The organism is Ruegeria sp., assembly GCF_040830605.1.
In the GTDB taxonomy this organism is placed as follows: Bacteria; Pseudomonadota; Alphaproteobacteria; order Rhodobacterales; family Rhodobacteraceae; genus Ruegeria.
This window is the reverse complement of record NZ_JBFOMD010000003.1, coordinates 547,476-574,186: the sequence shown is the minus strand read 5'-3', so window position 1 is coordinate 574,186 and position 26,711 is coordinate 547,476. Positions and strand designations below refer to the sequence as shown.

The 26,711-nt window shown below is 59.4% G+C and carries 25 protein-coding genes; 13 read left to right on the top strand and 12 right to left on the bottom strand.

What is annotated here, in order from left to right:
* Window positions 1–106: 106 nt before the first annotated feature.
* Window positions 107–997 carry a LysR family transcriptional regulator gene (locus AB3N21_RS06660; protein ID WP_367934479.1) on the bottom strand — a complete coding sequence of 297 codons (891 nt, stop codon included), beginning with the start codon at window positions 995–997 and terminating at the stop codon, window positions 107–109.
* A gap of 114 nt (window positions 998–1,111) precedes the next feature.
* On the opposite strand from AB3N21_RS06660, the gene AB3N21_RS06655 reads away from it, so the two are divergent.
* On the top strand, window positions 1,112–2,662 hold the full coding sequence (locus tag AB3N21_RS06655) for a proton-conducting transporter membrane subunit (protein ID WP_367934498.1): 1,551 nt from the start codon (window positions 1,112–1,114) through the stop codon (window positions 2,660–2,662).
* Window positions 2,663–2,676: 14 nt separating this feature from the next.
* Window positions 2,677–4,248: a putative inorganic carbon transporter subunit DabA gene (locus AB3N21_RS06650; protein WP_367934478.1), complete on the top strand. Its 1,572-nt coding sequence runs from the start codon at window positions 2,677–2,679 to the stop codon at window positions 4,246–4,248.
* Window positions 4,249–4,322: 74 nt separating this feature from the next.
* On the opposite strand, the gene AB3N21_RS06645 is transcribed toward AB3N21_RS06650, so the two are convergent.
* Both AB3N21_RS06645 and AB3N21_RS06640 read right to left on the bottom strand, forming a co-directional pair.
* The gene (locus tag AB3N21_RS06645; protein WP_367934477.1) at window positions 4,323–4,448 is read right to left on the bottom strand and encodes a hypothetical protein; all 126 of its coding nucleotides are present in this window, start codon (window positions 4,446–4,448) and stop codon (window positions 4,323–4,325) included.
* Between the two features lie 71 nt (window positions 4,449–4,519).
* Window positions 4,520–5,077, bottom strand: a complete 558-nt coding sequence (locus AB3N21_RS06640) for a cytochrome b (protein WP_367934476.1) — start codon at window positions 5,075–5,077, stop codon at window positions 4,520–4,522.
* A 149-nt stretch (window positions 5,078–5,226) separates the two neighbouring features.
* Here AB3N21_RS06640 and AB3N21_RS06635 point away from each other — a divergent pair, with 149 nt between their 5' ends.
* The 8 genes from AB3N21_RS06635 to AB3N21_RS06600 all read left to right on the top strand — a co-directional run bounded on the left by AB3N21_RS06635 (window position 5,227) and on the right by AB3N21_RS06600 (window position 13,857).
* On the top strand, window positions 5,227–7,227 hold the full coding sequence (locus tag AB3N21_RS06635; protein WP_367934475.1) for a hypothetical protein: 2,001 nt from the start codon (window positions 5,227–5,229) through the stop codon (window positions 7,225–7,227).
* Between the two features lie 134 nt (window positions 7,228–7,361).
* Window positions 7,362–8,099 carry a GntR family transcriptional regulator gene (locus AB3N21_RS06630; protein WP_367934474.1) on the top strand — a complete coding sequence of 246 codons (738 nt, stop codon included), beginning with the start codon at window positions 7,362–7,364 and terminating at the stop codon, window positions 8,097–8,099.
* A 6-nt stretch (window positions 8,100–8,105) separates the two neighbouring features.
* Entirely contained in the window at window positions 8,106–9,140 is a 1,035-nt protein-coding gene (locus tag AB3N21_RS06625; protein ID WP_367934473.1) for an ADP-ribosylglycohydrolase family protein, read from the top strand.
* On the top strand, window positions 9,137–10,069 hold the full coding sequence (locus AB3N21_RS06620) for a PfkB family carbohydrate kinase (RefSeq protein ID WP_367934472.1): 933 nt from the start codon (window positions 9,137–9,139) through the stop codon (window positions 10,067–10,069). Before AB3N21_RS06625 ends, AB3N21_RS06620 begins: the two co-directional genes overlap by 4 nt.
* Before the next feature lie 39 nt (window positions 10,070–10,108).
* Window positions 10,109–11,149: a PotD/PotF family extracellular solute-binding protein gene (locus tag AB3N21_RS06615; protein ID WP_367934471.1), complete on the top strand. Its 1,041-nt coding sequence runs from the start codon at window positions 10,109–10,111 to the stop codon at window positions 11,147–11,149.
* 25 nt (window positions 11,150–11,174) lie between these two features.
* Window positions 11,175–12,038: an ABC transporter permease gene (locus tag AB3N21_RS06610; protein WP_367934470.1), complete on the top strand. Its 864-nt coding sequence runs from the start codon at window positions 11,175–11,177 to the stop codon at window positions 12,036–12,038.
* The gene (locus AB3N21_RS06605) at window positions 12,035–12,820 is read left to right on the top strand and encodes an ABC transporter permease (protein WP_367934469.1); all 786 of its coding nucleotides are present in this window, start codon (window positions 12,035–12,037) and stop codon (window positions 12,818–12,820) included. Before AB3N21_RS06610 ends, AB3N21_RS06605 begins: the two co-directional genes overlap by 4 nt.
* The gene (locus AB3N21_RS06600) at window positions 12,820–13,857 is read left to right on the top strand and encodes an ABC transporter ATP-binding protein (RefSeq protein WP_367934468.1); all 1,038 of its coding nucleotides are present in this window, start codon (window positions 12,820–12,822) and stop codon (window positions 13,855–13,857) included. Before AB3N21_RS06605 ends, AB3N21_RS06600 begins: the two co-directional genes overlap by 1 nt.
* Before the next feature lie 225 nt (window positions 13,858–14,082).
* Here the strand turns inward: AB3N21_RS06600 and AB3N21_RS06595 are convergent, their stop codons facing one another.
* Entirely contained in the window at window positions 14,083–14,613 is a 531-nt protein-coding gene (locus AB3N21_RS06595; RefSeq protein ID WP_367934467.1) for a UbiD family decarboxylase domain-containing protein, read from the bottom strand.
* A gap of 121 nt (window positions 14,614–14,734) precedes the next feature.
* Here AB3N21_RS06595 and AB3N21_RS06590 point away from each other — a divergent pair, with 121 nt between their 5' ends.
* Window positions 14,735–15,268, top strand: coding sequence for a DUF2478 domain-containing protein (locus tag AB3N21_RS06590; protein WP_367934466.1), 534 nt, complete (start codon window positions 14,735–14,737; stop codon window positions 15,266–15,268).
* 168 nt (window positions 15,269–15,436) lie between these two features.
* Here AB3N21_RS06590 and AB3N21_RS06585 read toward each other — a convergent pair whose 3' ends face one another.
* The 6 genes from AB3N21_RS06585 to AB3N21_RS06560 all read right to left on the bottom strand — a co-directional run bounded on the left by AB3N21_RS06585 (window position 15,437) and on the right by AB3N21_RS06560 (window position 22,524).
* The gene (locus AB3N21_RS06585) at window positions 15,437–16,741 is read right to left on the bottom strand and encodes a TRAP transporter large permease (RefSeq protein ID WP_367934465.1); all 1,305 of its coding nucleotides are present in this window, start codon (window positions 16,739–16,741) and stop codon (window positions 15,437–15,439) included.
* A complete protein-coding gene (locus tag AB3N21_RS06580; RefSeq protein WP_367934464.1) occupies window positions 16,735–17,430 on the bottom strand; it encodes a TRAP transporter small permease in 696 nt (231 codons plus the stop codon). Before AB3N21_RS06580 ends, AB3N21_RS06585 begins: the two co-directional genes overlap by 7 nt.
* A gap of 10 nt (window positions 17,431–17,440) precedes the next feature.
* Window positions 17,441–18,457 (bottom strand): TRAP transporter substrate-binding protein DctP, encoded by a 1,017-nt coding sequence (dctP, locus tag AB3N21_RS06575; RefSeq protein WP_367934463.1) that lies wholly within the window; start codon window positions 18,455–18,457, stop codon window positions 17,441–17,443.
* A 66-nt stretch (window positions 18,458–18,523) separates the two neighbouring features.
* Entirely contained in the window at window positions 18,524–19,633 is a 1,110-nt protein-coding gene (gene ald, locus AB3N21_RS06570; protein ID WP_367934462.1) for an alanine dehydrogenase, read from the bottom strand.
* A gap of 25 nt (window positions 19,634–19,658) precedes the next feature.
* Window positions 19,659–21,170: a CoA-acylating methylmalonate-semialdehyde dehydrogenase gene (locus AB3N21_RS06565; RefSeq protein WP_367934461.1), complete on the bottom strand. Its 1,512-nt coding sequence runs from the start codon at window positions 21,168–21,170 to the stop codon at window positions 19,659–19,661.
* A gap of 31 nt (window positions 21,171–21,201) precedes the next feature.
* Entirely contained in the window at window positions 21,202–22,524 is a 1,323-nt protein-coding gene (locus AB3N21_RS06560) for an aspartate aminotransferase family protein (protein ID WP_367934460.1), read from the bottom strand.
* 144 nt (window positions 22,525–22,668) lie between these two features.
* Between AB3N21_RS06560 and AB3N21_RS06555 the strand changes: the two genes are divergently transcribed.
* Window positions 22,669–23,235: a cupin domain-containing protein gene (locus AB3N21_RS06555; protein WP_367934459.1), complete on the top strand. Its 567-nt coding sequence runs from the start codon at window positions 22,669–22,671 to the stop codon at window positions 23,233–23,235.
* Window positions 23,236–23,447: 212 nt separating this feature from the next.
* On the opposite strand, the gene AB3N21_RS06550 is transcribed toward AB3N21_RS06555, so the two are convergent.
* A complete protein-coding gene (locus AB3N21_RS06550; RefSeq protein ID WP_367934458.1) occupies window positions 23,448–24,776 on the bottom strand; it encodes a sensor histidine kinase in 1,329 nt (442 codons plus the stop codon).
* A 32-nt stretch (window positions 24,777–24,808) separates the two neighbouring features.
* Window positions 24,809–25,477, bottom strand: coding sequence for a response regulator transcription factor (locus tag AB3N21_RS06545; RefSeq protein WP_367934457.1), 669 nt, complete (start codon window positions 25,475–25,477; stop codon window positions 24,809–24,811).
* A gap of 136 nt (window positions 25,478–25,613) precedes the next feature.
* Between AB3N21_RS06545 and AB3N21_RS06540 the strand changes: the two genes are divergently transcribed.
* Window positions 25,614–26,702, top strand: coding sequence for a tricarboxylate transporter (locus AB3N21_RS06540; RefSeq protein WP_367934456.1), 1,089 nt, complete (start codon window positions 25,614–25,616; stop codon window positions 26,700–26,702).
* Window positions 26,703–26,711 lie beyond the last annotated feature (9 nt).

Here is a 26,711-nt window from a genome sequence, read left to right as displayed (position 1 = left end):
CACTTTGCCACGAAACCCAAAGCTGGCTTGCGGAAGTTCACCCTGGACCAGCTATAGTTTATAACGGTGAAGGTTACAGTTACTAACCTGCTCGCATAGATGACCTTCACGAAAAAGCTGCCGGATCCGAGTTTCGAGAAAGAAGATCCTGAACCAGCGGGTTGGGAAAACGCCGCCTTAGTGTTATGGCGTAAAAGGTCTCTCGAATCCGTGGGTGTTCTTTTGCTTCCACAAGTCGGCCTGACGCCAATTCGTCCTTCACGACGATTGGGGCGACGAGCGCAAGCCCAATGTCCTCTCGCGCCATGAGGCGCATCATCGCCATATCGTCCACCTCGGCCGCCACTTGCGGCCGCACGGACATGCGGCTGGCCATGGCATCGAATGCCGTGCGCACGCTACTGTCCGTTGTGGGCAGGATAAACGGCTGATCGCCCAGCAGTTCTTTGATCGGGCGATCCGGGTCGAGCCGTGCAGGGGTGCCGACAATGCTGACGGCCTGCTCCGCGATCTGGTGCGTCTCATAGGGTGTCAGATTGTCGTCCGGAGGTGGGCGGTTCATCAGTACCAGGTCAAGATTGAGCGTTCCCAACCCTTCCATCAATTCGGTCGGGCTGCCCGAGCGCAGGATCACCTCGACATCCATTCGGGATAGAATTGGCCGCAGAAAACCGATCTGGAAGTTGCGCGACAGGGTCGCCAGCGCGCCCACACGCAGCGCCTTCCGGGTTCGGACGGTTTCCGTAAGCGTGGCGACAAGCTCTTGTCCTGCGGAGAAAATCGCGTCTGCATGGTCAAGCGCTACGCGCCCGGCCTCGGTGAGGTGCAACTGTCGTCCTCGACGTTCAAACAGAGCGTGCCCCAGCCGTTCTTCTAACTGCTTGATCTGGACCGACAGGGCCGATTGCGACAGGTTCAGGCGCTGCGCTGTGCGGGTCAGGTTCCCATCGTGGGCGACGGCCCAAAAGTAACGCAGGTGGTGATAATTCAGTGGCATATCGTTCTATTTACTGAAACAAAAACTGAAGAACAATCAATTTTTAAAGTCGTAACATCTGTCCTATCTGAGGTGCGCAAGACCTTTGTCCGCAAAGTCCGAGGGAACCACGTCATGCTTTATCTCTACCTGCCGCTTCTCAGCCCATTGATCCTGATTGCCGCAGCCATTCATGCGGGACGCCATCCAGGAAAGCGACCGGGGCTGGTGCTCAAACTTGCAGAAGCGGCTGCTTTTGCCGCGTTTGTGGTGGCGGCAATTGCTACGGCCTTGTTGGTGATCGCTGGCCCGGGCACGTCCCCGCTGCTCGGGATATTCGGTGTGGGCCTGTCCGTACGGCTTGATGCGGTCAGCGCTGCGATGCTGGTGCTGGTCAGTTTCATCGGCTGGATCGTCTTGCGTTATTCGGCGAACTACATGGATGGAGAAACAAAGCATGGGGCCTTCACCAGTTGGATGTGTCTGACGCTGGCTTCGGTGCTGCTCTTGGTGATGTCGGGTAATCTGATCCAGATTCTTGTGGCGTGGACTGCGACCAGCCTGGCTCTGCACCGTTTGCTCTTGTTCTATCCCGAGCGTGCAACCGCGCAGCGCGCGGCGCGTAAGAAAGCTGTTGTTGCGCGCATGAGCGAAGGGGTGTTGGCCGGCGCGGTCATCATACTGATCGCGGCCACCAGCACCACGGACATCCACACGATCCTGACAACGGTCGAAGCCAACTGGATGACGATTACAGCAGCCCTGCTAGTCGCCGTCGCAGCTGTGCTGGCGTCGGCGCAATTCCCGATGCACGGCTGGCTCACGGAGGTGATGGAGGCTCCGACACCGGTTTCGGCCTTGCTGCACGCGGGTGTCATCAATGCGGGCGGGTTCCTTCTGATCCGCTTTGCGGACGTGATGCTGGCGGCACCGGGGGTCATGGCGCTTCTGGTTATACTAGGTGGCTTCACCGCGCTGTTCGGCGGGCTGGTAATGCTGACCCAGCCCGCGATCAAGACGTCGCTTGCATGGTCTACCATCGCGCAGATGGCGTTTATGGTGATGCAATGCGGTCTTGCACTGTTCCCGTTGGCGCTTCTGCATATTGTGGCACATTCGCTCTACAAGGCGCATGCCTTCCTGAGTTCGGGCGAGGCTGTGCGCAATGTCGCCGCCATCCGCCGGCCCGGACCGATTGCGGTGCCCAGTGCGAACAACGTTCTTAAGGCCTTTGTCATAGCCATCGTGATTTACGGCCTAGTCGGCACCGTGCTGGGCTTCGACGGCAAATCGATCCAGGCCATTGCCTTGGGCGTGATCCTGATCTTTGGCGTTGCCTACCTGCTGGCGCAGGGCTTTGCCGACGCGGCGCCGCGGGAGTTGATGCGCCGTACGGTTGTCTATGCGCTGGTAACCTCGGTCAGCTACTTCGCGCTTCAAGTCGCTGCGCAACACATCACCGCCGGCACTCTGCCGCCGACCCCCGCGCCGGGCCCGCTGGAATGGGCGCTGATCATCCTCGCTCTGCTCAGCTTTGGCGTTGTTGCCGTGGCGCAGGCCACATTCCCGCTCTGGGCGCCACACCCTGCGGCGGCAGGCCTGAGGGTCCACCTGTCCAACGGTCTTTATGCCAACGCGATCTTCGACAAGCTCTTGGACGGCTGGTCCAAGCGGTCTGTAGCCTGAAAGGAACCCATCTCATGTTTGCAAAACTCGAGTCCTATCCCGCGCCTCTTCTAGAGCTCGTGGCCGAAGCCAATAGCGCTGCCAAAGAGATCCCGCCGCTGTTTCCGCTGTCCTCGAGCGTGGCAGTAAACCCTTTCCTGGGTCAGGCATCCGAACCGTTGGCGGTCACCTCGGCGCGTCTGGCGCGAGTCGCCGGCACACGGATTACGCCACCTCGTAGGTATTGGGCGGAGAAGTTGGCGGCAGGTGAAATCACCGACGCTGATCTGCTGGATGCCTTGGCTGCGGTCGAAGGACAGTTCAACGCACCGAGCCTGAAGGACATCAAGTCTGCGTTGACGGAAGATGCGGCAAAGCCGGAAGCACTGCCCACGGTCGCAGAGCTTGCGGCAGACGTGTCGGGCGTCGACTGGCCGGGCCTTATTGAAGAGCGGATCGGCGCATGGGCTGCCAGTCATTTTGACCAAGGACAAGCACTCTGGCAGCAGGCGCGTCCGGGCGGTGCATTCAGCGCCTGGCGAGAGTTCGCCTCACGCGATCTGACGCCGGAGATTCATGGGCTGACAGGCTTTGGTGCTTTTGTTGCCGCGACGAACCGGGCGCATTGGCGCGCCATCGGTCGGTCGGCTGAAAGGCTGGGGATCAGCACCAGGGCCGCTGAGACCGCATTCCATCGTTGGCTGACCACGCTCGGTGGTTGGGCGCAATACGCGCGGTACCTCTTGTGGCAAGCTGAGCGGAGTGACGAACAGGACGACACTGTGACCGAGCTTTTGGCCGTTCGTATGGTGTTCGATGAAGCGCTGTTCGATCTCTACGAGGATCAGATCGCGGCACGTTGGGCCGAAGTGGTCGCGGCTCATGAAACACCTGTCACTCCATCGACCGATCTGGTCATAGACGCCGTCCTGCAGGACGCCGCCGAACGTGCTCAGCAGAGGGAATTGGCAGACAGTCTGTCTCAGGGAACACCACGCGGGATCGAAGGCCGCCCTGATGTGCAAGCCGCCTTCTGTATTGATGTCCGGTCCGAGGTTTTCCGCCGTGCGCTGGAAGCACAGGATGACCGGATCGAAACCATCGGTTTTGCAGGATTTTTCGGTCTTGCAAGTAAACACACGGCCGCCGGATCAGACGTGGCAGAGTTGCGCGGCCCCGCGCTTTTGCAGCCGGGCGTGTCGTCACGGACGGTCGAACCCGAGAAAGCCGATCTTGATCGGCGCTACGCTGCGCGGGCGAGGCGGGCCTGGGGCCGGTTCAAGCTGGCCGCGGTTTCGTCTTTTGCCTTTGTCGAGGCGACAGGACCTCTCTACGCCGGGAAACTGGTGTGGGACTCGCTGGGTTTGGGCGGCAAGCCCAACATGGACCCGGCCCCGCAACTGGACTCGGGCATCGACCTCGAAACACGTGTTGGAATGGCTAGGACGGTGCTGACGGCTATGTCGCTGACCGACAATTTCGCCCGGATTGTCATGCTGACCGGTCACGGTGCTGACGTGACAAACAACCCGCACGAACCAATGCTTATCGGCGGCGCGATAGCGGAGATATCCATTTCCATTTCTGCGCCTATTGCGGATGTGTGACGCATTACGTTGCGTGTTCCGAGGACGAAAACGGGCGCATGCGGACTGCCGTGAATGTCCGAATGTCTGACCTCTCAGCAATCGGTGAACTTCCAATCCGCCACTTCGATGGCCTCGACAGCTTCAAAGAACTTCGACGCGACGGTCGGACGGTAAAGGACATGTGGTTTTGAGGTGTCGCCAAAAAGGGGCTTTAACACGCCCGAAAGGATGGCCCCAAGGCCCGGACACGCAGAACGATATTGAATGACGGTTGATGTTCTCTTGCAGTCTATCGCACAGCTTTGCTTCTACCGACCATGCGCTGCAGCGTGGCGTCACGCCGGATCCACTGATGCCAGATCAACGCAATGGCGATATGTCCGACCACCAGCAACCCCAGGATCCACCCCATTTCGCCGTGCCATTCCGCTGGCGCACGCATCCATGCCACGTGCTCGTCACGGGTGGGGAAGACGGGAATGCCGAGCAGGTTGAAGCCTTTTTTGTTGCCTGCTGCTGCAAGAATCCGGACAGCGGGAACGACGACCATCAGCGTGTAGAGTATGATATGACCAGTGGCTGCCACTCGCCCCATGACCCCTGAATGAACGGGTCGGCGAGAGATATTCCCAAGACCCCAGATGCCGCGAAAGAGAACCAGAAAAAACAGCGCGATGCCGAGGGGCAGGTGGTAGCTCCAGAGAATCCGCCACATGATATGCCCGCGTGGCAGTCCCCAATGGGCTGCGGCAGACAGAAACTGCGCTGCGAGCAAAGCGGCCATGCCCCAGTGCAGGGCGCGGGTCACGCGGTCATAGGTTTCAGGCCGGTCGGCAGGGCGGCTCATTTTCTTCTCCGGACTGCGGGCGTGCTGCCATGTTTATTGTTTAAGGGGGTGGAGGGTCCAGTCGCGCATGAAATCCGATCTTCACGCTCTCCGGTTGCCAGACAAGTCAGCGGCTGGCACACTTCCGCCATTGATTGACGGATTTGATGATGCAGACACGCCAGACGGAAAATCTCGCCAACGCCGTCCGGCTTCTTGTTGCGATGGGCGGGTTCGTTTCGGCGCCGGGACCCAAAACCGGCCTTTCTGTTTACGACGCCATCCGCAAGATCGCTGCTCGTCCGCCGAAGTCGCTCAAAACCATGGCGGACGAACTGACCGAGGCCGCTGGTACCGCTTTTGCCAGATTTCCTGACACGCCGCGGGATGCGGACATCCTCTTTGTTCAGATGGTCGAGGTCGGTCTATTGACGCCGCAGGAGATCGCCGCCGAAGGCATGGATGCTGCGGCATGCACCAGGGCGATGCTCGCCAAGTTCACCGACAAGACCGATCCGACGGGTGAAATGCGCCGAACCGGGATGCGCACGCTCTTTGCCGACATCACGCAGGCCACCCTCGCCCCTCTGCTCGGCACCAAGGAATACGCCGCCGACCTGACGCCCGCTTACATGGCGGAGAGTCTCCAAACGGCGCACCGCACCGAGCGCAAGATCGAGAATGTCGCCGCCAAGCTTGACAACCTTGCGGCCCAGTCCCGCGACACTCTCGACGCCCTTGCGCTCCGTTTCGGCGAGCTAACGCCCGAAGCGCTGTCACTCCCCGATCTGCGCACCTTCCTGATAGAGAAGGCCCGCGATTACAGGGATCTCCGGCAAGAAGTTGAAGCGCTTCGTGGTACTGCCCCGCGCATCGACAACGTCCTTTCCGCCGTGGAGGCCACAATCGAGTCACTGGATCTCGACGAAGCCGAGCGCCTGTTGGCATCCGTCCGCGAAACCAGCGCCGAGGCCCTGCGCAAACCGTTAGAGGACAATGCCAGAGTGATGGAGGCTCAGGCCCGGATCGCGCTGATGCGCGGGCGGCCGGAAAGGGCGTTTACCTTGTTGTCGAGCGCGGCCGACAGCTTTGCCGCGCTTGACCCGCTGGAGCCGTCCCGGCGGCGTCTTTCATATGCACGCGCCTTCTACGAATATGGTGAACGCTTCGGCGGACCGGTGACGGAATTGGCCGAGCGTGTGGCGGAGGCCATTCTGGGCGTTGTCAATGACGCCGATCCCGTGATCTTTTCCGAGGCACAAAACGTGCTGGGCCTTTCCCTTCTGTCACAGGGCCGCTACGCGGCGGACGCTCATGGCAGCGACCTTCTGGAGCGCGCGGTCGAGGCGTTCACCATCGCGGGCAGGGTGGCAGAGGGACATCTGCGTGCGGCCGCGCTCGACAACCTGTCGCTCGTTCGGATGACGCAAGCGCACCGGGCAGCGCCAGCCGACCGCTCGGTTTTGCTGCGCAGTGCGATCGAAGGATCGCAGGCAGCAATCGAACTTTTTGGCGATGACCAACCCTCGGTGGCCCGCGCCCTCAACAACCTCGGCAATGCCCATCTGATGATGGCCGACGATCTGGAAGGTGCCGAGCTTGGTAATGCGCTCGACCGGGCCTTTGAGGCGCTTGACCGCGCCACGCGGCTTTTTGGTGAGCTTGGAGATATCATGAACATGGCTGGCGCAAGGTTTGGTGTGGCGACGGTGGTCGAGCGGCAGGCAACGGTCCGGAATGACCCGGCACGTCGAAAGCACGCCATCGACGAATTCAGCCGTGCGCAGCAGTTCTACCGCGAGCATGAGATGCCGCAGGACGCCGCCATGGCCGCTGGTGCGCTTGGATCGGCGTTGCTGAAACATGCGACAAACGCACCCCCGGAACACATCATCCAACTCCTGACCGCCGCAGAGACTGCACTTGCGGAGGCTGCAGAGCACTACCGGGAGACGGGGCAGCCGCTGGTCGAAGTTGCGCTTCTGCGCAAACATGCCATCTCGGAGGAGATGCGCGCCCTGGCAGAGCCACCGTCGGAGGCAGCGGAGCTGTTGCGCCAAGCGCAGGCGCGCCTCAGACGTGCGGTGGACCTCGGGGCCTCTGGCCTCGAAGCGGACGAGCTTCACACGGCGCTGGAGCGGATAGACGGCAAGCTTTCTGCGCTGTCCTGACGGCTCGCCGGATTACTCGAAAACTCCATTTTTTGAACCGGTTGGGCCGCTCGGTGAATGCGCGTTTTGCAATGGCATTGCGAGGCTGCGCCGCGAAAGTTGACCAATTCGATATTGGTAAATAAGATACATGTATGAACAGGTTGGTACATGAAGATACAAGTAAGAGTTTGATCGGCGCTCCGAAGCCCGTGAAAATCGCCAATATGCTTGAGGCGGAAATTCGGTCCGGGTCCTTGGGGAAGGGCGCCGCACTGGCAAGCGAGAACGCACTGGTCAAGCGGTTTTCCGTCAGCCGGAACACTGTTCGCAAAAGCCTCGAAATCCTGAACGAAAAAGGGCTTATCACGACCAAAAGCGGCATCGGGTCTTTTGTGACCTACGGGGGTCAAACCATTGATGACCGCCGCGGGTGGAGTGTCGCGCTGTCATCCAGCGAAGACCAGATAGCAACTCGCGTATTGCGCATTGCACGGGCGCACATGGATTTTGACGATGCGCCGCCTGACGCCCGGGCTGAATGTCTTTTCGTGGACAGGCTTCGGTTCCGGGTGGCAACGGGTTTTGCCGTTTCCCTAGAACGAAGCCGCGTCGTCTGGCGCTCCGGCTTCGATGATATTCTGCGCGAAGGTTTGAAAAACGGCTCTCTGACCGAAACCCTGCGCGGCAAGGGGCTGGTGGTTGCAAGTGGTGACGAATGGGCAAATGTCCTGCCGTCCCTTCCGGAAAACGATGCCAAGGTGCTGGGGCGATGCGCCGGAGAGCCGATGCTGATGTTGCGCCGTCTGACCCGCGCGGCTGATGGCACGGTGATCGAATATGTTCAGAGCATTCTCGACCCGGTTCGTTTCGGCCTGCATATGGAGTTTTGAGGCGACATGGGAGCGGAATCCTCAAAACTGGACCGGGCCTATGGGGTGCTTATCGGTATGGCCATCGGCGATGCGCTTGGAATGCCTTCGCAAACCATGTCTCCGGAGCAGATCCGCCGGCACTATGGTCAGATCACGGGATTTGTTGCGCCGTATCCGAGCCACCCGGTTTCGCACGGGTTGTCTGCCGGGCAGGTGACGGATGACACCGAGCAGGCTTTGATGCTGGCCCGCAGGCTTGTCTCGGGCCGGGGCCGGATTGATGAGGATCTGCTGGCACAGGACCTGCTGGAGTGGGAGGCCGATGTAAAGGCGCGAGGTTTGCGCGATTTGCTGGGCCCGTCCTCCAAAGCCGCATTGGATGCAATGCTGGCCGGATCCCCCGTCACGGAAACTGGCCGCAATGGCACAACCAACGGGGCCGCGATGCGCATTGCACCTATCGGCATCGCAGTCGCTGCGGAGCCGATGTCGGAATTTGTTGATCAGGTAGAGCTGGCTTGCCGGATGACTCACAACACCGGCGAAGCGATTGCCGCAGCAGCTGCCGTTGCAGCGGTGATCAGCTGCGGAGTCGAAGGCAGCACTTTCGTGGGGGCTCTACCGGTCGCCTTGAAAGCCGCCGAAGAGGGTCAATCAAGGGGTTACCCGGTGGGTGACGGCGACATCGCAGTGCGGATTTCGACGGCTGTGTCTTGTGCGAAAGAGGGTGCCGCCGCCGATGAGCTTGCAGCCAAAATCGGAACGTCTGTCGCATCGCATGAATCGGTTGCCGCCGCCTTCGGAATTGTCATGCTTGCAGCCGGGGACCCCTGGCAGGCGGCTCTGATCGCGGCGAATATCGGTGACGATACCGACACGATTGGCGCCATTTCCTGTGCAATGGCCGGGGCCTGTTCCGGGGCTGGCGCCATTCCGAAAGAGGCGATTGAAACAATCGCCACAGCCAATTCACTGCCGTTGGAAGAGACGGCGCGGGATCTTCTGTCCCTGCGCACCGGCACAGAGGTCCCGGCATATTTAGGGGAGGCACACGCATGAGTCCCCGTTTGCTTCAGATGTCCGGCGTCGTAGTCGATTTGCTCTACAGCGTCGTCGCTGTTCCCGCCCCTGGAGAGGAGGCGATCGTAGATGGTTTTTCCATCAAGCCCGGCGGCGGGTTCAACGCGATGGTTGCGGCCAAAAGGGCAGGGATGGACGTTTGGTATGGTGGGGCGCTTGGAACAGGGCCATTTGCGCGGATCGTTGGCGAGGGATTGAACCAAGAGGCCATTCCATTCTTGTGCCCGCAGGACACCGAGCGTGATCAGGGCTGCTGCACGGTGCTCATCGATCAGACCGGAGAGCGGACTTTCATCGCAAGCGATGGGGCCGAGGGGCACGCAACGGCTCAGGCCCTTTCGCAGGTCACGGCGTCCGGGTTCGACTGGACACTGCTGTCCGGCTACGCGTTGCATTACAAGGGGTCGTGCCGGGAAATGCAGGATTGGCTGCAAAGCGATGCGCCTATTTCAAACCTCGTGTTCGACCCGTCGCCCGTAGTGTCTGCGCTGCCCGCCGATGCGTTGGAGGCCGCCCGCGCCCGCGCCACCTGGATCAGTGCGAATGCCCGTGAGGCCGCCATTCTCACCGGGATTACCGACCCTGTCGAAGCGGCACGGGCACTGGCCAGCGAGACACCGAAAGACGGAGGCGCGGTCGTGCGGGATGGCAGGAATGGCTGCGTGATCGCAACAGACGAGCTCTGCGAACGGGTTCCAGCTTATCCGGTGACACCGGTCGACACCAATGGTGCGGGAGATGCACATCTGGGCAGCTTCATTGCCAGGCTTGCCCAACGCAGTAATCCGCTTGATGCGGCGCGCTATGCAAATGTCGCCGCAGCGCTGTCCACAACAAAAAAGGGGCCGGCAACCGCGCCTGAAAAAGAAGAGGTCGCCGCCGCGATGAACAGGAAAGAGGCGGTTTAGAGACCCGGAGAGCACAAGAAAACCCAATGGGAGGATGTCATGAAGATGAACCTGTTTTATGCGACGGCAGTTGGTGCGTTCGCTGCCCTGTCTGCGGCCAATGCGGACGAAATCCGAGTCTTGAACTGGCAGGGTTATGGTACCGATCTGGATTGGGCTGTCACGGCCTTTACCGAGGCGACCGGCCACACCGTGGTCCATGAGTATTTCAACTCGGAACAGGAAATGCTGACCAAATTGCGTACCAACCCCGGTGCGTATGACGTGGTGCTGATCAATGCGGCCTTCACACCGCAAGCTCAGGGCGAAGGGCTGATCGGGCGGGTTGATACTTCCAAGATCGCCAATCTGGCGGACGTTCCCGAAGATCTGGCCGGCAATCAGGACCTCAATGCGGGCGGTGCGCTACACGGGGTGCCCTGGACCTGGGGGCTGACGTCATTTGCGGTCAACACGAATGATTTTGCCGAGGCACCAACCTCGATCGAAGTGTTCTGGGACGAACAATACACCGGTAAGGTGTCGATCCGCGACGATGCGCTGGAGGCGGTGCAATTCGCAGCCATAGCCACAGGTCAGAACATCAATGACATCTCGGACCTCGATGCGGTCAAGGACAAGCTCTCGGCGCTGATGCCCCAGATCAAGACCTACTGGGGATCGGAAAACGACTGGAACCAGTTCATGGCGGCAGGTGATCTGGCCGTGGCGACCTTCTGGTCCGGCTCCGCCAGCCGTTCGATTTCCGCAGGGTTGCCGGTTCAGTTCGTTGTGCCTCAGGAAGGGGCCATAGGCTGGCTGGACGGGTTGTCGATCCCGGCCTCGTCAACCAATCAGGACGCGGCACATGCCTTTATCAACTGGATGATTGACCCGGAGTTTTACGTCAAGTGGGCCGCCGAGGGCGCTCCGGCCTCAGCCAATGCAAAGGCGGCTGCGGCTCTCCCGGATGATGCGTTCAACAAGCGCATCCTCGGTGATCCTGAAGTGGTTGCCCGCGTGCAGTTTCAGCGTCCGGTGTCGGATGAGAACCGCGAGAAGTATCTGGAGCTATGGCAGGGCCTGAAGGCTGCCCAGTAACGCGCAGGGCCAACGGGGGCGGCAGATGTCGGCAAATCTCGCCAATCAGGAACGGCTTCGGATATTCGGTTTGCTGTCCCCGGCCTACCTCTGGCTGACGGTGGCGATTTTTCTGCCGCTGTCTGCCATGCTCTATTTCAGTTTTCTGTCCGACGTGCCTTTCGGCGATGCCGACTGGCGCCACACCACTGAAAACTATCAGGCGTTCTTTCAGACCAAGACCTATGCAACGCTGCTGTGGAAATCCATCCGCCTGGGCCTGACGGTGACGGCGGTCGCGGTTCTTGTGGGCTTTCCCTGCGCATATGTTCTGGCCAAAACCATCAAGGGCCGGTCGCGAGAGGCGTTGTTTCTGCTGGTCATACTGCCGTTCTGGTCCAATTCACTGGTGCGGATTTTCTCCTGGGCCATCGTGTTGCGCGGGAATGGCGTCCTTGAACTGGGGCTGAATGCAATCCTGCCTTTCCAGGTGGACGTGAACCTGATGTTCTCGACACCTGCCGTGGTAATTGGACTGGTCCACTCGTACCTGCCTTACGTCATTCTAACATCGTATCTGGCGCTGCAGGCAATAGACGACAACCTGATCGATGCGGCCCGTTCGATGGGGGCAAACAAGTTGACCATCCTCTGGCGCGTCATCCTGCCATTGTCCTTGCCGGGCTTGCTGGCCGGTGCCGTCCTGATCTTTGTGCCCGTCGTTGGGTCGTTCATGGAGCCGCGCATTCTGGGCGGACGGGTTGGCACTTATTACGGCACGGTGATTGAGGACCAATTCGTGGCAGTATTCAACTGGCCACTTGGCGCTGCATTGTCCTTTATTTTGCTGGCCGTGGTGTTGCTCATCCTCGCGGTGGCCAGCCCTGTATTAAAAAGGGCCCAGACATGAGCAGAGTGTTTCTTGCGCGTCTTGGCAAGCTGTGGCTGGCCTGCATCCTGTTCTTTCTCTACGCGCCCATTGCCGTGATGGCGTTCATGTCCTTCAATGCCTCGCAATACTACCAACTGCCATTCGACTTCTCGCTGAAATGGTACGAGAAACTGGCCGGCAACCAAGAGATCGTCGACGCGGCCACCCGGTCTGTGATGATCGCGCTGGCGACTACCGTCATCGCGACCATTCTGGGCACGGCAGCTTCTGTTGCGCTTTTCCGGTACGACTTTCGTGGCAAGCGGTTCTTGCAGGTGATGCTGTTTCCGCCGATCGCCATTCCATGGCTGATCACCGGCACGGCGATGCTCATCTTCTTCTTCGGGGTCGGTCTGGGGCGGGGAACCCCTTCGGTAATCATCGGCCACGTCGCCCTGGCGCTTCCTTACGTGATTGTCGTTGTCAGCGCGCGGCTCGCCACTTTTGATGCCACGCTGGAGGAAGCGGCCCGATCCCTTGGGGCAGACAGCTGGACCGTGACCCGCGAAGTGACCTTGCCATGGATCTCTTCAGGGGTCATCGCGGGGGCGCTGTTTGCTTTCGCCGTCAGCTTTGACCAGTTCGTCGTCTCATACTTCCTGTCGGAACCGGGTGACAGCACCTTGCCGGTGTTGATCTACACCTCGATCCGCAAAGGGTTCACGCCTGAGATCAATGCGATCTCGACAATCATCATCGTCGTCTCAATGGCCGTGATGCTGTTTGCAGCACGGTTTTCCAATTTTGGAGGAGAGCGTTAATGGCCGAAGTCTCGGTACAAAAAATAACCAAGACCTTTGGGTCGCTGAAGGCTCTGGACGACGTCACCATGGACTTTCCCGACGGCGGGTTCTTTGCGCTGCTCGGCCCCTCCGGCAGCGGCAAGACGACCTTGTTGCGTGCGATTGCCGGGTTCATTTTTGCCGACAGCGGAACCATCCGCATCGGTGACCAGCCGGTCGAGAATGTGCCCGTTGAGAAACGCGACATCGGCATGATGTTTCAGAACTACGCCCTGTTTCCCAACATGACCGTTTCGGACAATGTCGGCTTTGGCCTGCGTGTGCGCAAGGTCGGGGCGGCAGAGGAACGTCGCCGCATCGGTGAGGCGCTTGATCTGGTGCAGCTTGGACAACACGGGGACCGAAAACCTCATCAATTGTCGGGCGGCCAACGGCAGAGAGTGGCGCTGGCCCGGGCAATCGTGACGAACCCGCGGGTGCTGCTGCTGGATGAACCGCTTTCCGCGTTGGACAAGGCCCTGCGGGTCGACATGCAGTTCGAGCTTAAACGCATTCAGCGCGAAATCGGCATCACCACGATCTTTGTCACCCACGATCAGGAAGAGGCACTGACCCTGTCAGACAAGATTGGTATTCTTCGCGACGGGAAGATGATCCAGGCGGGCCCTCCGCGCGAGGTGTACAACAACCCCGCCGATCTGTTCACCGCAGCGTTTTTGGGCGAAGCCAATATCCTTGATGCCCTCGCTGGCGAGGGCACCGATATCAAGATACCCCATGGTTTCCCGACCGGAGGCACCTTGGCCGTAAGGCCGGAGAATATCTCGATATCACAGGTCGAGCCGATGGCGGACGGGCTGTCAAAATGCCAGGCGGTACTGGAGCGCCGGGTCTTCGCCGGTGCGATGGCCACCTGCATCCTTCAAAGCAATGGGAACAGAATCAAGGTGATATCCCGCGACCAGGACATTCCATCGGATGTTGCCGAGGGAGATCGCCTTTGGCTGACTTGGCCGGTGGAGAAAACCCTGTCCGTTCCAAGTGGGCGGCATTAGACCGAACCGCGCGATCAAGACGGCAGGCCTGAGCGTGTGATCGCCTACGTTAGCTTGCATACTTAGATCAGCCCGCGATCAGCGGGAGGATTGTCGAGGTCAGAGCGCTCCTGCTGCATCCGTTATGCCGAAGGGCGCCATCGTTCGGCTACCGGCGCGCCAACACCCAGGCAATCTATGGCTCGCGCCGCAATTTGATCGACCACGTCGCTCAAATTGCGCGGTTCAAGATAGAAGCCGGTTCTGGTCCAGGACCTGAACACGATAGGCACCAGCATTGTGGCTACCGACATTGTCCCGTTCGCTGGCGTGAGGTCGGGTTACAACCACGGGCCAGGTGATAAGCGGCCCCGCGTCGCCCGGCCAATGCGTCTGAACAGGCAGCGTCGACAAGTCAACCTCAGCCCCCTTCTGGACCACTCTTTGAGCCGGCGCCGATCCGACAAGCTTGGGTCGTGTCGCAAGAGCAGCCTTCAGCATCGGCCACCTCGACAGCGCATCGCGCAGCCCATCGGGTGGAGCCGGGGCGCGGAGCGCGGCCAGAAACGCGCCAAGGTCATCCAAACCGTCAATCGAAACACCAAGCCCCGCGGCGACGCGTTCAGCGGTTCCGAAGAGGTTTACCACAACAGGGACGTCCGAGCGCTTGCCCTGTCCAATCACTGGCCGGTCAAACCGCAAAACCGGTCCATGCGCCTTTAGTACGGCGCGGTGAACCGCAGTCATTTGATGACGCACTGAAACCGGATCGGACACAGCTTTGAACTATCCGGTCTCTTCGCACCAATCCAGGAAACGTCGAAGGCTTGCGGCGCCCGGTTCTCAGCGGCCGACGACATGGGGAGTTGGCTGAGATTAGCAGGGCGGAAAGGATCGGATGATGAAACTTGATTATGTCTCTTCACAAAAACGCGGTGAAACTGACCGGCTACTGGCGGAACTGGCTACTGAACTGAGGGCGGACGGATTAGCGCTGCGGGGGCTCGTCAAGGAGTTGAGTTATACAGCCGCTTACCAAAATGGATGCGACATGAGCGTCTGCGTATTGCCGGAAGGACCGGCAATCAAAATCACTCAGAACCTCGGGGTGGGCTCGGATGCGTGCAGGCTTGATCCGGCCGCCCTTGCCGAAGCGGTGGCGCAGGTCGAGCGGTGCGGCCTTGAAGGTGCCGACCTGTTCATTCTGAACAAATTCGGTCCTGAAGAGGCCGCTGGCAGAGGTTTCTGCGCCGCGATTGGGAGGGCGTTGGAACACGACATCCCCGTGTTGGTGGGTGTCGGCGCAGCAAACAAGGACGCCTTTCAGGCATTCGCAGAAGGTCTTGCCGAAGAACTGCCGGATGATAGTGGCGCCCTCAGGAACTGGTACATAGCCGTGCGAGGGGTCACCTGGTTCGAAGCCACGCCGTGATCGTAGTGGTGCATGAGCTGATGCAGTCAATACTCTCCCTTAATGTGTCGTCCACTTTGTAATTCAGTAGCCCTCGAACTGATCGACCTCCTGCGATCAGAACAACTGAACCGAACCGATCACGCCGGGGCCATCCCAACCCCGGCGTGAAGGTCCTGCTTTAAGGCTTCACTGGATGCCCATGAGCATCTTCGGGAGGAAGAGTGAAAGCTCTGGCAGGAAGGTGACAAGAAGGACCATCGGCAGATGGCCGAGGCAGAGGAACTTCAGCGTGATGCCGATATACCGGTCCAGCGTGATCTTGCTGACACCCGCAGCCATGTAGAGCATCGGTGCGCATGGTGGCGACACGTTGCCCAGACCCAGATTGGTGCCGACGATTGCAGCGAAATGGATCGGGTGAACCCCCAACTCAGTTACCACCGGCAATAGCACGACAGCGGCCAGAACGCTGCCTGAAATGTCGTCGACGATCATGCCCATCAGCAAAAGGACGAGGTTGATCAGCAACAGAAGCAGGATCTTGTTTTCCGACAGGTTCAGCAACAGGTCGGCAATTTGGCCCGGAACTTGCTGCAAGACCATCGAGCGGCTCATCATGAACAAGAAGAACAGAACGGTGATGATCGAGCCTGTGGTGATCGCCGCCTGAATGGTGCCTTTCCAAAAGCTGGCGGGCGTAAGTCCACGGTAGATGAAAAAGCCCACGACTGCGGCGTAGACGAGTGCGATTGCCGCCGCTTCGGTCGGCGTGGCGATCCCACCATAGATCGTTCCCAGAATGATCAGCGGCATCAGCAAAGCCCAGAACGCCTCTTTGCCCGATCGGAAGATCTTGACCCGCACCTCGGCCATAGGCAGCTTGGGCTCGACCTGTATTTCATCGTTATTCCGCAGGAAAACGAAGTTCAGGATGATGTACAGCAGCGCCAGCATGATGCCCGGGATCACTGTTGACAGAAAGGCCGCGCCAACGGACAAGCCGCCGGTCACCGCGAAGACAATCATCGGAATCGATGGCGGGATCATCAACGCCAGGACCGATGAACAGGCCACCAGAGCAGTGGCGTGTCCCACCGGATAGCCCTCTTTCACCATACGCGGGATCATGATTTGCCCGATCGCGGCAATCGCCGCCGAGGATGAGCCAGAAATCGCGCCGAACAGGGCGCAGGTCACGATGGTCACCGCGCCGAGACCGCCTTTGATGCGGCCGACGAAAGCGTTGACGAAATCGAGTAATCGGTTTGAGATACCGCCTTCGGCCATGATCGTTCCTGCTAGGACGAACAGCGGCAGGGCCAGCAAAGCAAAGCTGGTTGTTGTCTGATAGGCATAGGGGATCAGGAATGAGATGTTTGATCCAGTTCCGATGCCGAAGACAAGTGCGCCGATCCCAAAGGCAAATGCGATGGGCATTTCCAGCAGAAGCAGGACAACGATCAGCGCGATGGCAATAGCAAAAATCAGCATTGTTCTGCCCCTTTTGATTGCATCATTCGGATGTCGATGAACTGGTTCGCGGCCTGCATCAGCAGAGCCAGGAGGGTGCCGGCAAAGCCGATGACCAACGAGAAAGACCAGATGCCTTTCGGCCATCTGAGATACGAGCTTAACCGCCCTTTCTCGATTTCAAAGAAGGCATACTTGATCGCGAAATAGCCGAACACCGCACAGGCCACGATGCTGAGCAGAGTCATGATAAGCCGCACCGTTTGCACGATTTTGGGCGAGCTTACGACCAGCGTCAGAATTCCGCCGTGGATGTGCTCTCCTTGTCTGGAGACATAGGCCATGGCCGGAAAGTAGATCCAGGCGCCGAACAGAAGGGCCATTTCCTCGATGCCGACAAAGGGCGAGTTCAGGCCGTATCGCAAGACGACCTGGGCAAACATCAGAACCGCCAGGCAGATGCTAAAAAGGGCAAGGCCGTGGGCCAGCAATTTGGCATAGAGCTTTTCGATCTTCAGAAACGCGGCGTATCCGCCAGATACGTCCCATTCGGGAACAGCGGTAACGTGTTCCGGGGGCTCGGCGACCGTGACTTCGGGGTCATAGATAAATGACGCACCGCGCTCGACCGGGTCTCGCGGGTGCTGTTTGGATTCTCGTTCCATGTTGTCCTCCCAAAAAGCGTTGGGCCCACCGGATGGCAGGCCCAACAAAGTCTGATCATTCGATGCCAGCGGCTTTCTTCAGCTTGGCCATGATTTCGGGCCCAACAATCTCCTCCATTGCAGGCCACTCGGTGTCATAGACGATCTGGGCTGCGGCCGCGATCTGCTCATCGCTCAGCTCAACCACGTTGATGCCTTCGTCGCGTGCCTTTTGCAGGAACTCGTTGGATTTGCCTTCGGCCTCGTCCCAGGACCACAGAACGGTTTCGTCCGCAGCGGCCTGCAGGGTCACGCGGTCTTCGTCCGACAGACCGTCCCACCAGCTCTTGTTCACCAGCCAGAAGGCGGTTTCAAAGTAGTCATTGGTCAGGATGTTGGTTTCCAGAACGTCGCGCAGGTTGTAGGTCTCAACCGCAGTCGAGAAGGCCCGGGCATCAACAGTTCCCAGCTGCAACGATGTGTAGACTTCCGCCAGCGGGATCGGCACGGCGCCGAAGCCCAGATTGTTGAAACGGTCCACGGCGATTGACACCGGGGGGACGCGGATCTTGAGGTTACCGCCTTCGGAGGGCAGGTTCAGGGGCATCGCGCCGACACCCTTGCGGATCACGACAGAGCCGAAATCTGTCGGGATGATGCCGATGGCATGAACGTCCAGGTCGTGCAGGATGTCGTTGTAGATTTCCAGCATCGGTCCGCCGGGACCGTAGACCTGACGTGCGTCCTCCCAGTTCGATACGACGTAACCCAGCCAGGACAGATCGAGACGCTGATCGAACTCGGAGGCCCCCCAGGTCAATGTCATCGGGATCACGCCCTGCATCGACTGTTCAAACAGCGAGGTCCAGTCGCCAAGATCGCCACCGGGGTGATATGCGATGTTAAAGGCCGCATCATCGGCCAGGTTTTCCTGAAACTTCTCGGACAGCGCGTGGAAGATGTGATCGGTGGTCATCGCATGCGCGAGAATGAACCTCTCTTCTGCGATGGCTGGCGTGGACAATGTGGTCGCAGCCAGCATAGCGGCACCACCCATCGCGCCGAAGGCGCGGCGGTTAATCTTCGAAATCATTAAGGTTTCCTCCTCAGTGTTATGCCCCGTCGACCGCTGATCGACGGGACGCTTCTTTGCTTCAGATCAGCAAAGTTCCGGGGCGACGAACTCGTATCCGAGGTCATCGGCCACAGCCTTGTACGTCACCTTTCCATGGGCCACGTTCAGGCCGTTCATCAGGTGACGGTTATCCGCAAGCGCCTGTTTCCAGCCATTGTTTGCAATGGCCAGAGCGTGGGGCAGGGTGACGTTGTTCAGTGCATAAGTCGAAGTTCGCGCGACCGCGCCGGGCATGTTGGCGACGCAGTAGTGGACCACGTCGTCGACCACATAGGTCGGCTCGGCATGGGTCGTGGCCTTGGACGTTTCAAAGCAGCCGCCCTGATCGATAGCCACATCCACAACCACTGCGCCGGGCTTCATCTTCGAGATCAGTTCGCGCGTGACCAGCTTGGGTGCGGCAGCACCCGGGATCAGCACGGCGCCAACCACCAGATCAGCGTTGGAGACTTCTTCCTCCAGCGCGGCCTTCGTCGAATAGACGACCTTGGCAGAGGCTTCGAAGTGGTTTTCCAGCTTTTCCAGAACCGCCGGGTTGCGATCCAGAATGGTGACGTCCGCGTGCAAGCCGACAGCCATTTGGGCGGCGTTGAAGCCAACGACGCCACCGCCGATGACCACGACCTTGCCGGGCTTCACGCCGGGTACGCCGCCCAGCAGTACGCCCAGACCGCCCTTGGCCTTTTCCAATGCACTTGCGCCGGCCTGGATCGACATGCGACCGGCAACCTGGCTCATCGGTTTCAGCAATGGCAGGCCGCCATTGTCGTCGGTCACGGTTTCATAGGCGATGCAAACCGCGCCTGAATTCACCAAATCTTTGGTCTGATCCGGATCGGGGGCCAGATGCAGATAGGTGTAGAGGATCTGACCCTCGCGCAGCATCGCGCGTTCAACGGCCTGAGGCTCCTTCACCTTCACGATCATTTCCGCGTTGGCGAAGATATCAGCGGCGGTTGCGGCAATCTCTGCACCTGCCGCACGATAGGCGTCGTCATTCGCGCCAATGCCAACACCGGCATTGGTCTCTACGACGACGTTGTGGCCGTTGGAGACCAGTTCCGCGACGCTTTCAGGGGTCAGGCCGACGCGATACTCGTGGTTCTTGATTTCCTTGGGAACACCAATGAACATGTTTTTCACTCCTTTGACCGAATGATCACTTTGCCGTCGGCATGACGAACTCAGCACCTTCCGAGATGCTTTCGGGCCAACGCTGCATGATGGATTTCTGTTTGGTGTAGAAACGAACGCCTTCTTCGCCGTAGGCGTGCATGTCGCCGAACAGGCTCTTCTTCCAGCCGCCGAACCCGTGCCAGGCCATCGGCACCGGGATCGGCACGGTCACACCGACCATGCCGACCTGAACCTGCTTGCCGAACTCACGCGCGACGTTGCCGTCACGGGTGAAGAGCGACACACCATTGCCGAACTCATGGTCATTGATCAGCTGCAGACCTTCGGCGAAGTTCGAGACGCGAACGCAGGACAGAACCGGGCCAAAGATCTCTTCTTTGTAGATTTTCATATTCGGCGTGACGTTGTCGAACAGGGTTCCGCCCAAGAAATAGCCGTCTTTGTGGCCCTCGACCGAGTAGTTGCGGCCATCGACCAGCAGGTCAGCGCCTTGTTCAACGCCAGAGTCAATGTACCCTTTGATCCGGTCACGTGCAGCAGCAGTCACGATCGGACCCATCTCGGCGTCCAACTCCAGCCCGTTCTTTACCTTCAGGCTCTCGGCCCGCTCTTTCAGCACCGGCACCAGCTTGTCGGCTGCATCACCGACCAGCAAAGCGACCGAGATCGCCATGCAACGCTCACCGGCCGAGCCATAAGCGGCGCCGATCAGGGCGTCAGCGGCCTTGTTCATGTCGGCATCGGGCATCACCAGCATGTGGTTTTTCGCACCACCCAGAGCCTGAACCCGTTTGCCGTGACGTGCGCCCACTTCGTAGATGTAGTTGGCAATCGGGGTCGAGCCGACGAAAGAGACGGCCTTTACGTCGTCGTTTTCCAGCAGCGCATCAACCGCCACCTTGTCACCGTGAACGACGTTGAACACGCCATCGGGGAACCCGGCCTCTTTCATCAGATCGGCATAGAGCAACGACGCGGACGGGTCGGTTGGTGATGGCTTCAGGATGAAGGTGTTGCCTGCGGCGATGGCGATGGGAAACATCCACATCGGCACCATGACAGGGAAGTTGAATGGAGTGATGCCTGCCACAACGCCCAAGGCCTGACGCGTGGTCCAGTTGTCCATGCCAGTCGAAACCTGCTCGGTATAGTCCCCCTTCAAAAGCTGCGGGATACCGCAAGCGAATTCGATGATGTCGATGCCGCGTTCTACTTCACCCTGCGCATCGGTGAACACCTTGCCGTGCTCCACGGTGATAGCGCGGGCCAGCTCGTCCTTGTGCTGACGCACCAGCGCCAGGAAGTTGTTCATCAGCCGGGCGCGGCGGATCGGCGGCATGTTCGACCACTTTGGAAACGCGGCCTTGGCGGCGGCCACGGCGTCGTTCACGGTCTGAACCGATGCGAGTGAGACCTGTCCCGTTTGCTCGCCGGTGGCAGGGTTATAGACCGGTTGCGTATTCTCGCCGGATGGGACGGTGCGCTGGCCACTAATGTAGTGACCGATCGCGGTGATCGGGGCTGCATCTTTCATGATGTCGGTCCTTTGGATTAGCGTTTTGGGGTCACGGCAATTCGGCCAGTACCTCGCCAAGTGTCTGGCACAGTGTCGTTATTTCAGGCTCTGAGATAATCAGAGGCGGTGACAGAGCGATGATGTCTCCGGTCACCCGGATCATGAGCCCGGCGTCCCAGGCACGTTTCATCGCCTCATAGGCCCGGGCGCCGGGTGCGCCATCGCGCGGAGCAAGCTCAATCGCGCCCACCAGCCCGAGGTTGCGGATATCGATGACATTCGGCAGGCCTTTCAGGCTGTGAAGTTGATCTTCCCACGGCTGCGACAGCAACGCCGCGCGGCGGAACAGGTCGTTCTGTTCATAGCTCTTCAGAGTTGCCAGGGCGGCGGCGCAGGACACCGGATTGGCCGAGTAGGTATAGCCGTGGAACAGCTCGATCGGCGCATCCGCGTTCTCCATCGCCGAATTGTAGATCTCTTCGGATACGATGACCGCGCCCATCGGAATGACGCCGTTGGTCAGCCCCTTGGCGGTGGTGATGATGTCGGGTTTGACATCAAAATACTCCGACGCTGTCGCCGCACCCAACCGGCCAAAGGCAGTGATGACCTCATCGAAGATCAGCAGAATACCGTGCCGATTACAGATCTCGCGTAGCCGCTTCAGATATCCCTTGGGCGGCAGAAGCACTCCGGTGGACCCGGCCATCGGTTCAACGATTACGGCCGCAATGGTCGATGCATCGTGCAGCGCGACAATCCGCTCCAGATCATCGGCCAGTTCGGCGCCGTGTTCCGGGCAGCCACGCGTAAACGCGTTTCGGTCAAGGTCATGCGTGTGACGCAGATGATCCACGCCGGTCAGCAGCGTTCCGAAATGCATGCGGTTCTTGACAATCCCGCCAACAGAGATACCGCCGAATCCGGTCCCATGATAGCCGCGCTCGCGCCCGATTAGACGAGTGCGCGCGGCGTCCCCCCGCATCCGGTGATAATGCAGCGCGATCTTGAGCGCCGTATCCACGGATTCCGACCCGGAGTTGGTGAAGAACGCATGGTTCATCCCGTCCGGCATCATTGCTGTCAGCTTTGCAGACAGCTCAAATGCCTGAGGGTGCGAGAACTGGAAATTCGGCGCATAGTCCAACTCATGCACCTGTTTCTGCACGGCCTCAACGATAAGAAGGTCTCGGTGGCCCGCATTGACGCACCACAGTCCGGCAGTGCCGTCCATGACCTTGCGACCATCGGAACTGGTGTAATACATCCCCTCGGCCGACTGGATCATCCGGGGCTCGTGAAGGAAATCACGATTGGCCGAGAACGGCATCCAGAACGATGTCATTGAGTTGGGTTGATCGAGCACGTCCATTCCTCGTGAAGCAGATTTTCGTTTGCTGCTAAATCCTTGCAGAGTTCAAACCTTCCGCACACCCGGCTTTATTGAAATCCGTAAGTCATTGAAAAACAGAACCGGCCAACCTAAAGTGCTTTCGATCCAAAGCGGGAAATCACAATGGGCGATCCTACGACATCCGATCTGGAAACTGCCCGGCGGTTGCGTTTGATTCGGACATCAAAGGGGCTCAGCCAACGCGAGATGGCGAAACGCGCTGGTGTCGGCAGCGGCACGATTTCGCAGATCGAAAGCGGCTCGACCCAGCCTTCCGTTGCCTTGCTCAAGAAGATCTTGGCCGGGGTCGATGTGAACCTTGGCTTTTTCTTCAGTTTCGAGCTGAAGGATGACGACAGCTTCTTTTTTCCGCGCAGCAGTATGCGCGATCTCGGCTCTCATGGCGTCGCCTACCTGCTTGTTGCGGGTGAGCGCCGAAACCGGAAGCTGCAGATGCTGATCGAAGAATACGATGTCGGCGCGGACTCTGGTCGCGCAGAACTATCTCACGAAGGTGAAGAATGCGCTGTCGTCATTGAGGGTCGGCTTGAGGTAACGGTGGACGGTCAATCCCGCGTGCTTGGGCCCGGAGACGCATACTATTTTTCCAGTATCCTGCCACACCGTTTCAGAAACGCCGGCGATACACCCTGCAAGGTCATCAGCGCTTGCACGCCCTCGTCGTTTTAAACTGGAAAGCTGCGAGAAGGCCACGACGGGCCGTTCGCAGAGCTTTTTGCAATCCAAAGCGCTCAAAGTAGATTGGTGGGCCCGTACTACCGCGGAGTCATGCAGACCTGGAAACCACTGTTACGATGGACCAAAGGTTAGTTATGACCGACTATTGAGTCGGACACTCAAATGGTTTGATAAGATGTGCATTTAACCGTTCGGCCCTGACTTCATGCGGCAGGAATATGAAGCGAGAGGCTGGCGCCATTGTCCACCTTGTCAATTGTTAGCGACCCGCCGTGCCGCTCGGCGACCGATGTGGCAATTGCGAGGCCTAGACCGCTGCCGTCGGAGGGTTCCACCTGCGAGAAGCGGCCAAAGGCGACCTCACTTTGTTCAGGCTGCAAACCCTTGCCATCGTCCCTGACAGTCACCACCGCTGCCTGTCCCGCCTTCGCGACGCTCACGTGAATACGGGTCAGCGCCCGTCCTCCGTGTTTCAGCGCGTTGTCGATAAGGTTCTTGATGGCCTCTGTCATGAACAACTCGTCACAGGCGACATGGACCGGAGTGTCGGGCGCGTCGAATTCAAACTCTACCCCTCGTGACAAAACGGTGGGCCCGAGTTCAGCACAGATGTCCTGAACAACTTCGCGAAGGTCCAATACCTTGTCTTTTGCCGCCATCGTTGTCTGCTGAAGACGGTCGAGCGACAAAAGTTGATCGGCCACGCGTGCTGAACTTCGAGCGGCGTTTACTAGTTCGAAAATTCTCTTGTTCCGCTCCTCTTTGTCCGGTGCATCTCTGACTGCTTCGGCCATGGACTGAACCGCCGCCGCAGGGTTTCGCAACTGATGCGCTGCATCAGAGATAAAGACCTGATGAGCGGTGATGCTGGCATCAACCTTGCTGAACAGCCGGTTCAATGTCTTTACGATGCCCAGCACTTCAAGCGGAACGGGGCGCTTTATCCGGCTCAGATCGTTGGGAGATCTGGCCGCGATGGCGTCCTGCAGATCGATCAGGGGGCGCAGGCCCCGCGCCACACCAAACCAGACCACCAATGCAAGTGTTGCAAGCAGCATCCCCATCAGCGCGACGGCGCGAACGGCGAGTTGCCTGGCGAAAATCTGACGGTCTTCAATACGTTGCCAGACCTTTACAGAAGCGTCACCGGTCAGGTTTTCGATTGTCACACGCTCTTTGATTTGCAGGACGCGAACCTCTTCGCCGCGGTAGGTCGCTTCGAAAACGGCAGGCGCGTAAGGGTCTGCCTGATCCAGGCCGCTGGACTTTGGCGGGTAGGCATACCCGGTGATGTATATCCCGCCGGGGCCGGTTGCGTGATAAAACACCTCGCCGCCGGACGCATCCCGGATCAGATCGCGGGTCGATGGCAGCAGGGCATCGCCGCCTGACACCACCACGTCGCGAGAGATGGCCAATGCAGCGGCCAGAAGGCTACGGTCAAAGAGATCTTCGGCGGTTCTTTGTGCGACGATGAAGCGCCAAAACCCCAGCAGAACAGCCATCAGGACCAGCGGACTGAGGATCAGCATAAAGAGACGAAGCCGTAGCGATGCCCGTCGCATCAGGCCTGAACCTCCAGCATGTATCCAAGGCCCCGCGCCGTTTTGATAGCTATGCCGTGGGGCGCGAGACGTTTGCGCAAACGCGACACATGCGGCTCAACCGCGGTATCGTCCACATCGGCGCCCACGCCGTAGACATGATCGGTGAGTTGGGCCTTGGAGACGATGCGCCCGCGCCGGTCCAGTAGGCATTCAAGCACCGCCAGCTCTCTGCGCGGGACGTCCAGTGCGACGCCCTCCGCGCTGACTTCGCGCATGTTTCGGTCAAACTCCAGTCCGCCGATCCTTTCGACAGCCCCATAGTCCAAGCTTTTGCGCCTGGACAATGCGCGAATACGGGCCTCCAGTTCGTCCATTTCAAAGGGTTTGACCAGATAATCGTCAGCACCCATATCCAGCCCTGCGACCCGATCACTGGTTTCGGATCGCGCCGTCAGCAGGATCACTGGCGCGCCGTCCTGCCGTTCCCGCATGGCACGCAAAATCTCAAAACCAGAGCGCCCCGGCAGATTGATGTCCAGAACCACGAGATCAGCCCCCTCGCGTGCCAGAAACGCTTCCGCCTCCTGACCATCAAGCAACACATCAGCCGCGTGTCCCCTGTCGCGCAATCGGTAGGCGATGGCGTTGGCCAGCGCTTCGTTGTCCTCGACAATGACGATCCGCATTTCAGCTCCCGCAAGCTTGGCGCAAGGTTGGCTTACCATGATTGGCAGATTGCAAGGGGAATCAACCCCATAAGAGCTAGCAACCAAGCCGGGATCGGAGGAGCCGGGCTGGGTGTTGTCAAAAAGGGAGGATACAATGACCGTTTCCAACTTAACACGCCGTGCCGTGATGTCGCTGATGGCGGCTGCGGGACTGGCTGTGCCCGCCGCAGCCGAGGTCGACTTTTCCGGCAAGACGATCGAATGGGTGATCCCGTTCTCGGAAACCGGCGGGTCGGCCAAGTGGGCGAACTTCTTTGCGCCGCTTTTGTCCGAGGCGCTGCCCGGGCAACCCACCGTGGTCGTCAAGTTCATGCCGGGCGCCGGATCGACCAAGGGCGCCAACTGGTTCCAGGAACAAGAGCACGACGATGGCACCTTGCTGTTCGGAACGTCGGGGTCGACCCAGTTCCCGTATCTTCTGAACGATCCCCGCGTCCGCTATGAATACAAGGATTGGATTCCGGTCATGGCATCTGGCACCGGTGGCGTCGCCTATCTGAATGCCGAAGACGGAGCCAAATTCGATGGCTCTGCGAACAGCCTTCAGGATGTGGACTTCATTTATGGAAGCCAGGGTGCGACGCGGCTTGATCTTGTGCCGTTGCTGGCGTGGCAGATGCTGGGTATGAATGTCGAGCCGGTGTTTGGCATCAAGGGGCGCGGAGACGGGCGCTTGATGTTCGAGCGCGGCGAAGCGACGATCGATTATCAGACATCTTCGGGGTACCTCGGCGGGTCGGTGCCGCTGGTCGAGGCCGGGCAGGCCGTGCCGATGATGACCTGGGGCGCGCTGGATGCCGATGGCAACATCGTGCGTGATCCGACCTTCCCGGACATTCCGACCTTCAAAGAGGTCTGCGAGGCCACCGATGGATGTGAAACATCGGGTGAAGCCTGGGATGCGTGGAAGGCATTCTTTGTCGCTGGCTTCCCGGTTCAGAAACTGGCCTTCCTGCCTGCCGGCACGCCGCAGGATGTGATCGACACCTACACGGCGGCATTTCAGGCCGTCGTAGATCGCCCTGACTTTGCCGAGATCTCGTCCAAGCGGGTCGGTAAGTACCCGGTGTTCGTGGGTGATGGCTCGCAGGCCGCCCTTGAAACCGCGACGAGCGTTCAGGACGGTGCCAAGCAATATGTCCTTGGCTGGCTCAAGGACGCATATGGCGTAGAGCTCAACTGACCAAACTAT

Coding starts and splice junctions, on each gene's coding strand:
- AB3N21_RS06660 (WP_367934479.1), bottom strand. CDS start 997: ATGCCACTGAATTATCACCACCTGCGTTACTTTTGGGCCGTCGCCCAC.
- AB3N21_RS06655 (WP_367934498.1), top strand. CDS start 1,112: ATGCTTTATCTCTACCTGCCGCTTCTCAGCCCATTGATCCTGATTGCC.
- AB3N21_RS06650 (WP_367934478.1), top strand. CDS start 2,677: ATGTTTGCAAAACTCGAGTCCTATCCCGCGCCTCTTCTAGAGCTCGTG.
- AB3N21_RS06640 (WP_367934476.1), bottom strand. CDS start 5,077: ATGAGCCGCCCTGCCGACCGGCCTGAAACCTATGACCGCGTGACCCGC.
- AB3N21_RS06635 (WP_367934475.1), top strand. CDS start 5,227: ATGCAGACACGCCAGACGGAAAATCTCGCCAACGCCGTCCGGCTTCTT.
- AB3N21_RS06630 (WP_367934474.1), top strand. CDS start 7,362: ATGAACAGGTTGGTACATGAAGATACAAGTAAGAGTTTGATCGGCGCT.
- AB3N21_RS06625 (WP_367934473.1), top strand. CDS start 8,106: ATGGGAGCGGAATCCTCAAAACTGGACCGGGCCTATGGGGTGCTTATC.
- AB3N21_RS06620 (WP_367934472.1), top strand. CDS start 9,137: ATGAGTCCCCGTTTGCTTCAGATGTCCGGCGTCGTAGTCGATTTGCTC.
- AB3N21_RS06615 (WP_367934471.1), top strand. CDS start 10,109: ATGAAGATGAACCTGTTTTATGCGACGGCAGTTGGTGCGTTCGCTGCC.
- AB3N21_RS06610 (WP_367934470.1), top strand. CDS start 11,175: ATGTCGGCAAATCTCGCCAATCAGGAACGGCTTCGGATATTCGGTTTG.
- AB3N21_RS06605 (WP_367934469.1), top strand. CDS start 12,035: ATGAGCAGAGTGTTTCTTGCGCGTCTTGGCAAGCTGTGGCTGGCCTGC.
- AB3N21_RS06600 (WP_367934468.1), top strand. CDS start 12,820: ATGGCCGAAGTCTCGGTACAAAAAATAACCAAGACCTTTGGGTCGCTG.
- AB3N21_RS06590 (WP_367934466.1), top strand. CDS start 14,735: ATGATGAAACTTGATTATGTCTCTTCACAAAAACGCGGTGAAACTGAC.
- AB3N21_RS06585 (WP_367934465.1), bottom strand. CDS start 16,741: ATGCTGATTTTTGCTATTGCCATCGCGCTGATCGTTGTCCTGCTTCTG.
- dctP (WP_367934463.1), bottom strand. CDS start 18,457: ATGATTTCGAAGATTAACCGCCGCGCCTTCGGCGCGATGGGTGGTGCC.
- ald (WP_367934462.1), bottom strand. CDS start 19,633: ATGTTCATTGGTGTTCCCAAGGAAATCAAGAACCACGAGTATCGCGTC.
- AB3N21_RS06565 (WP_367934461.1), bottom strand. CDS start 21,170: ATGAAAGATGCAGCCCCGATCACCGCGATCGGTCACTACATTAGTGGC.
- AB3N21_RS06560 (WP_367934460.1), bottom strand. CDS start 22,524: ATGGACGTGCTCGATCAACCCAACTCAATGACATCGTTCTGGATGCCG.
- AB3N21_RS06555 (WP_367934459.1), top strand. CDS start 22,669: ATGGGCGATCCTACGACATCCGATCTGGAAACTGCCCGGCGGTTGCGT.
- AB3N21_RS06550 (WP_367934458.1), bottom strand. CDS start 24,776: ATGCTGATCCTCAGTCCGCTGGTCCTGATGGCTGTTCTGCTGGGGTTT.
- AB3N21_RS06545 (WP_367934457.1), bottom strand. CDS start 25,477: ATGCGGATCGTCATTGTCGAGGACAACGAAGCGCTGGCCAACGCCATC.
- AB3N21_RS06540 (WP_367934456.1), top strand. CDS start 25,614: ATGACCGTTTCCAACTTAACACGCCGTGCCGTGATGTCGCTGATGGCG.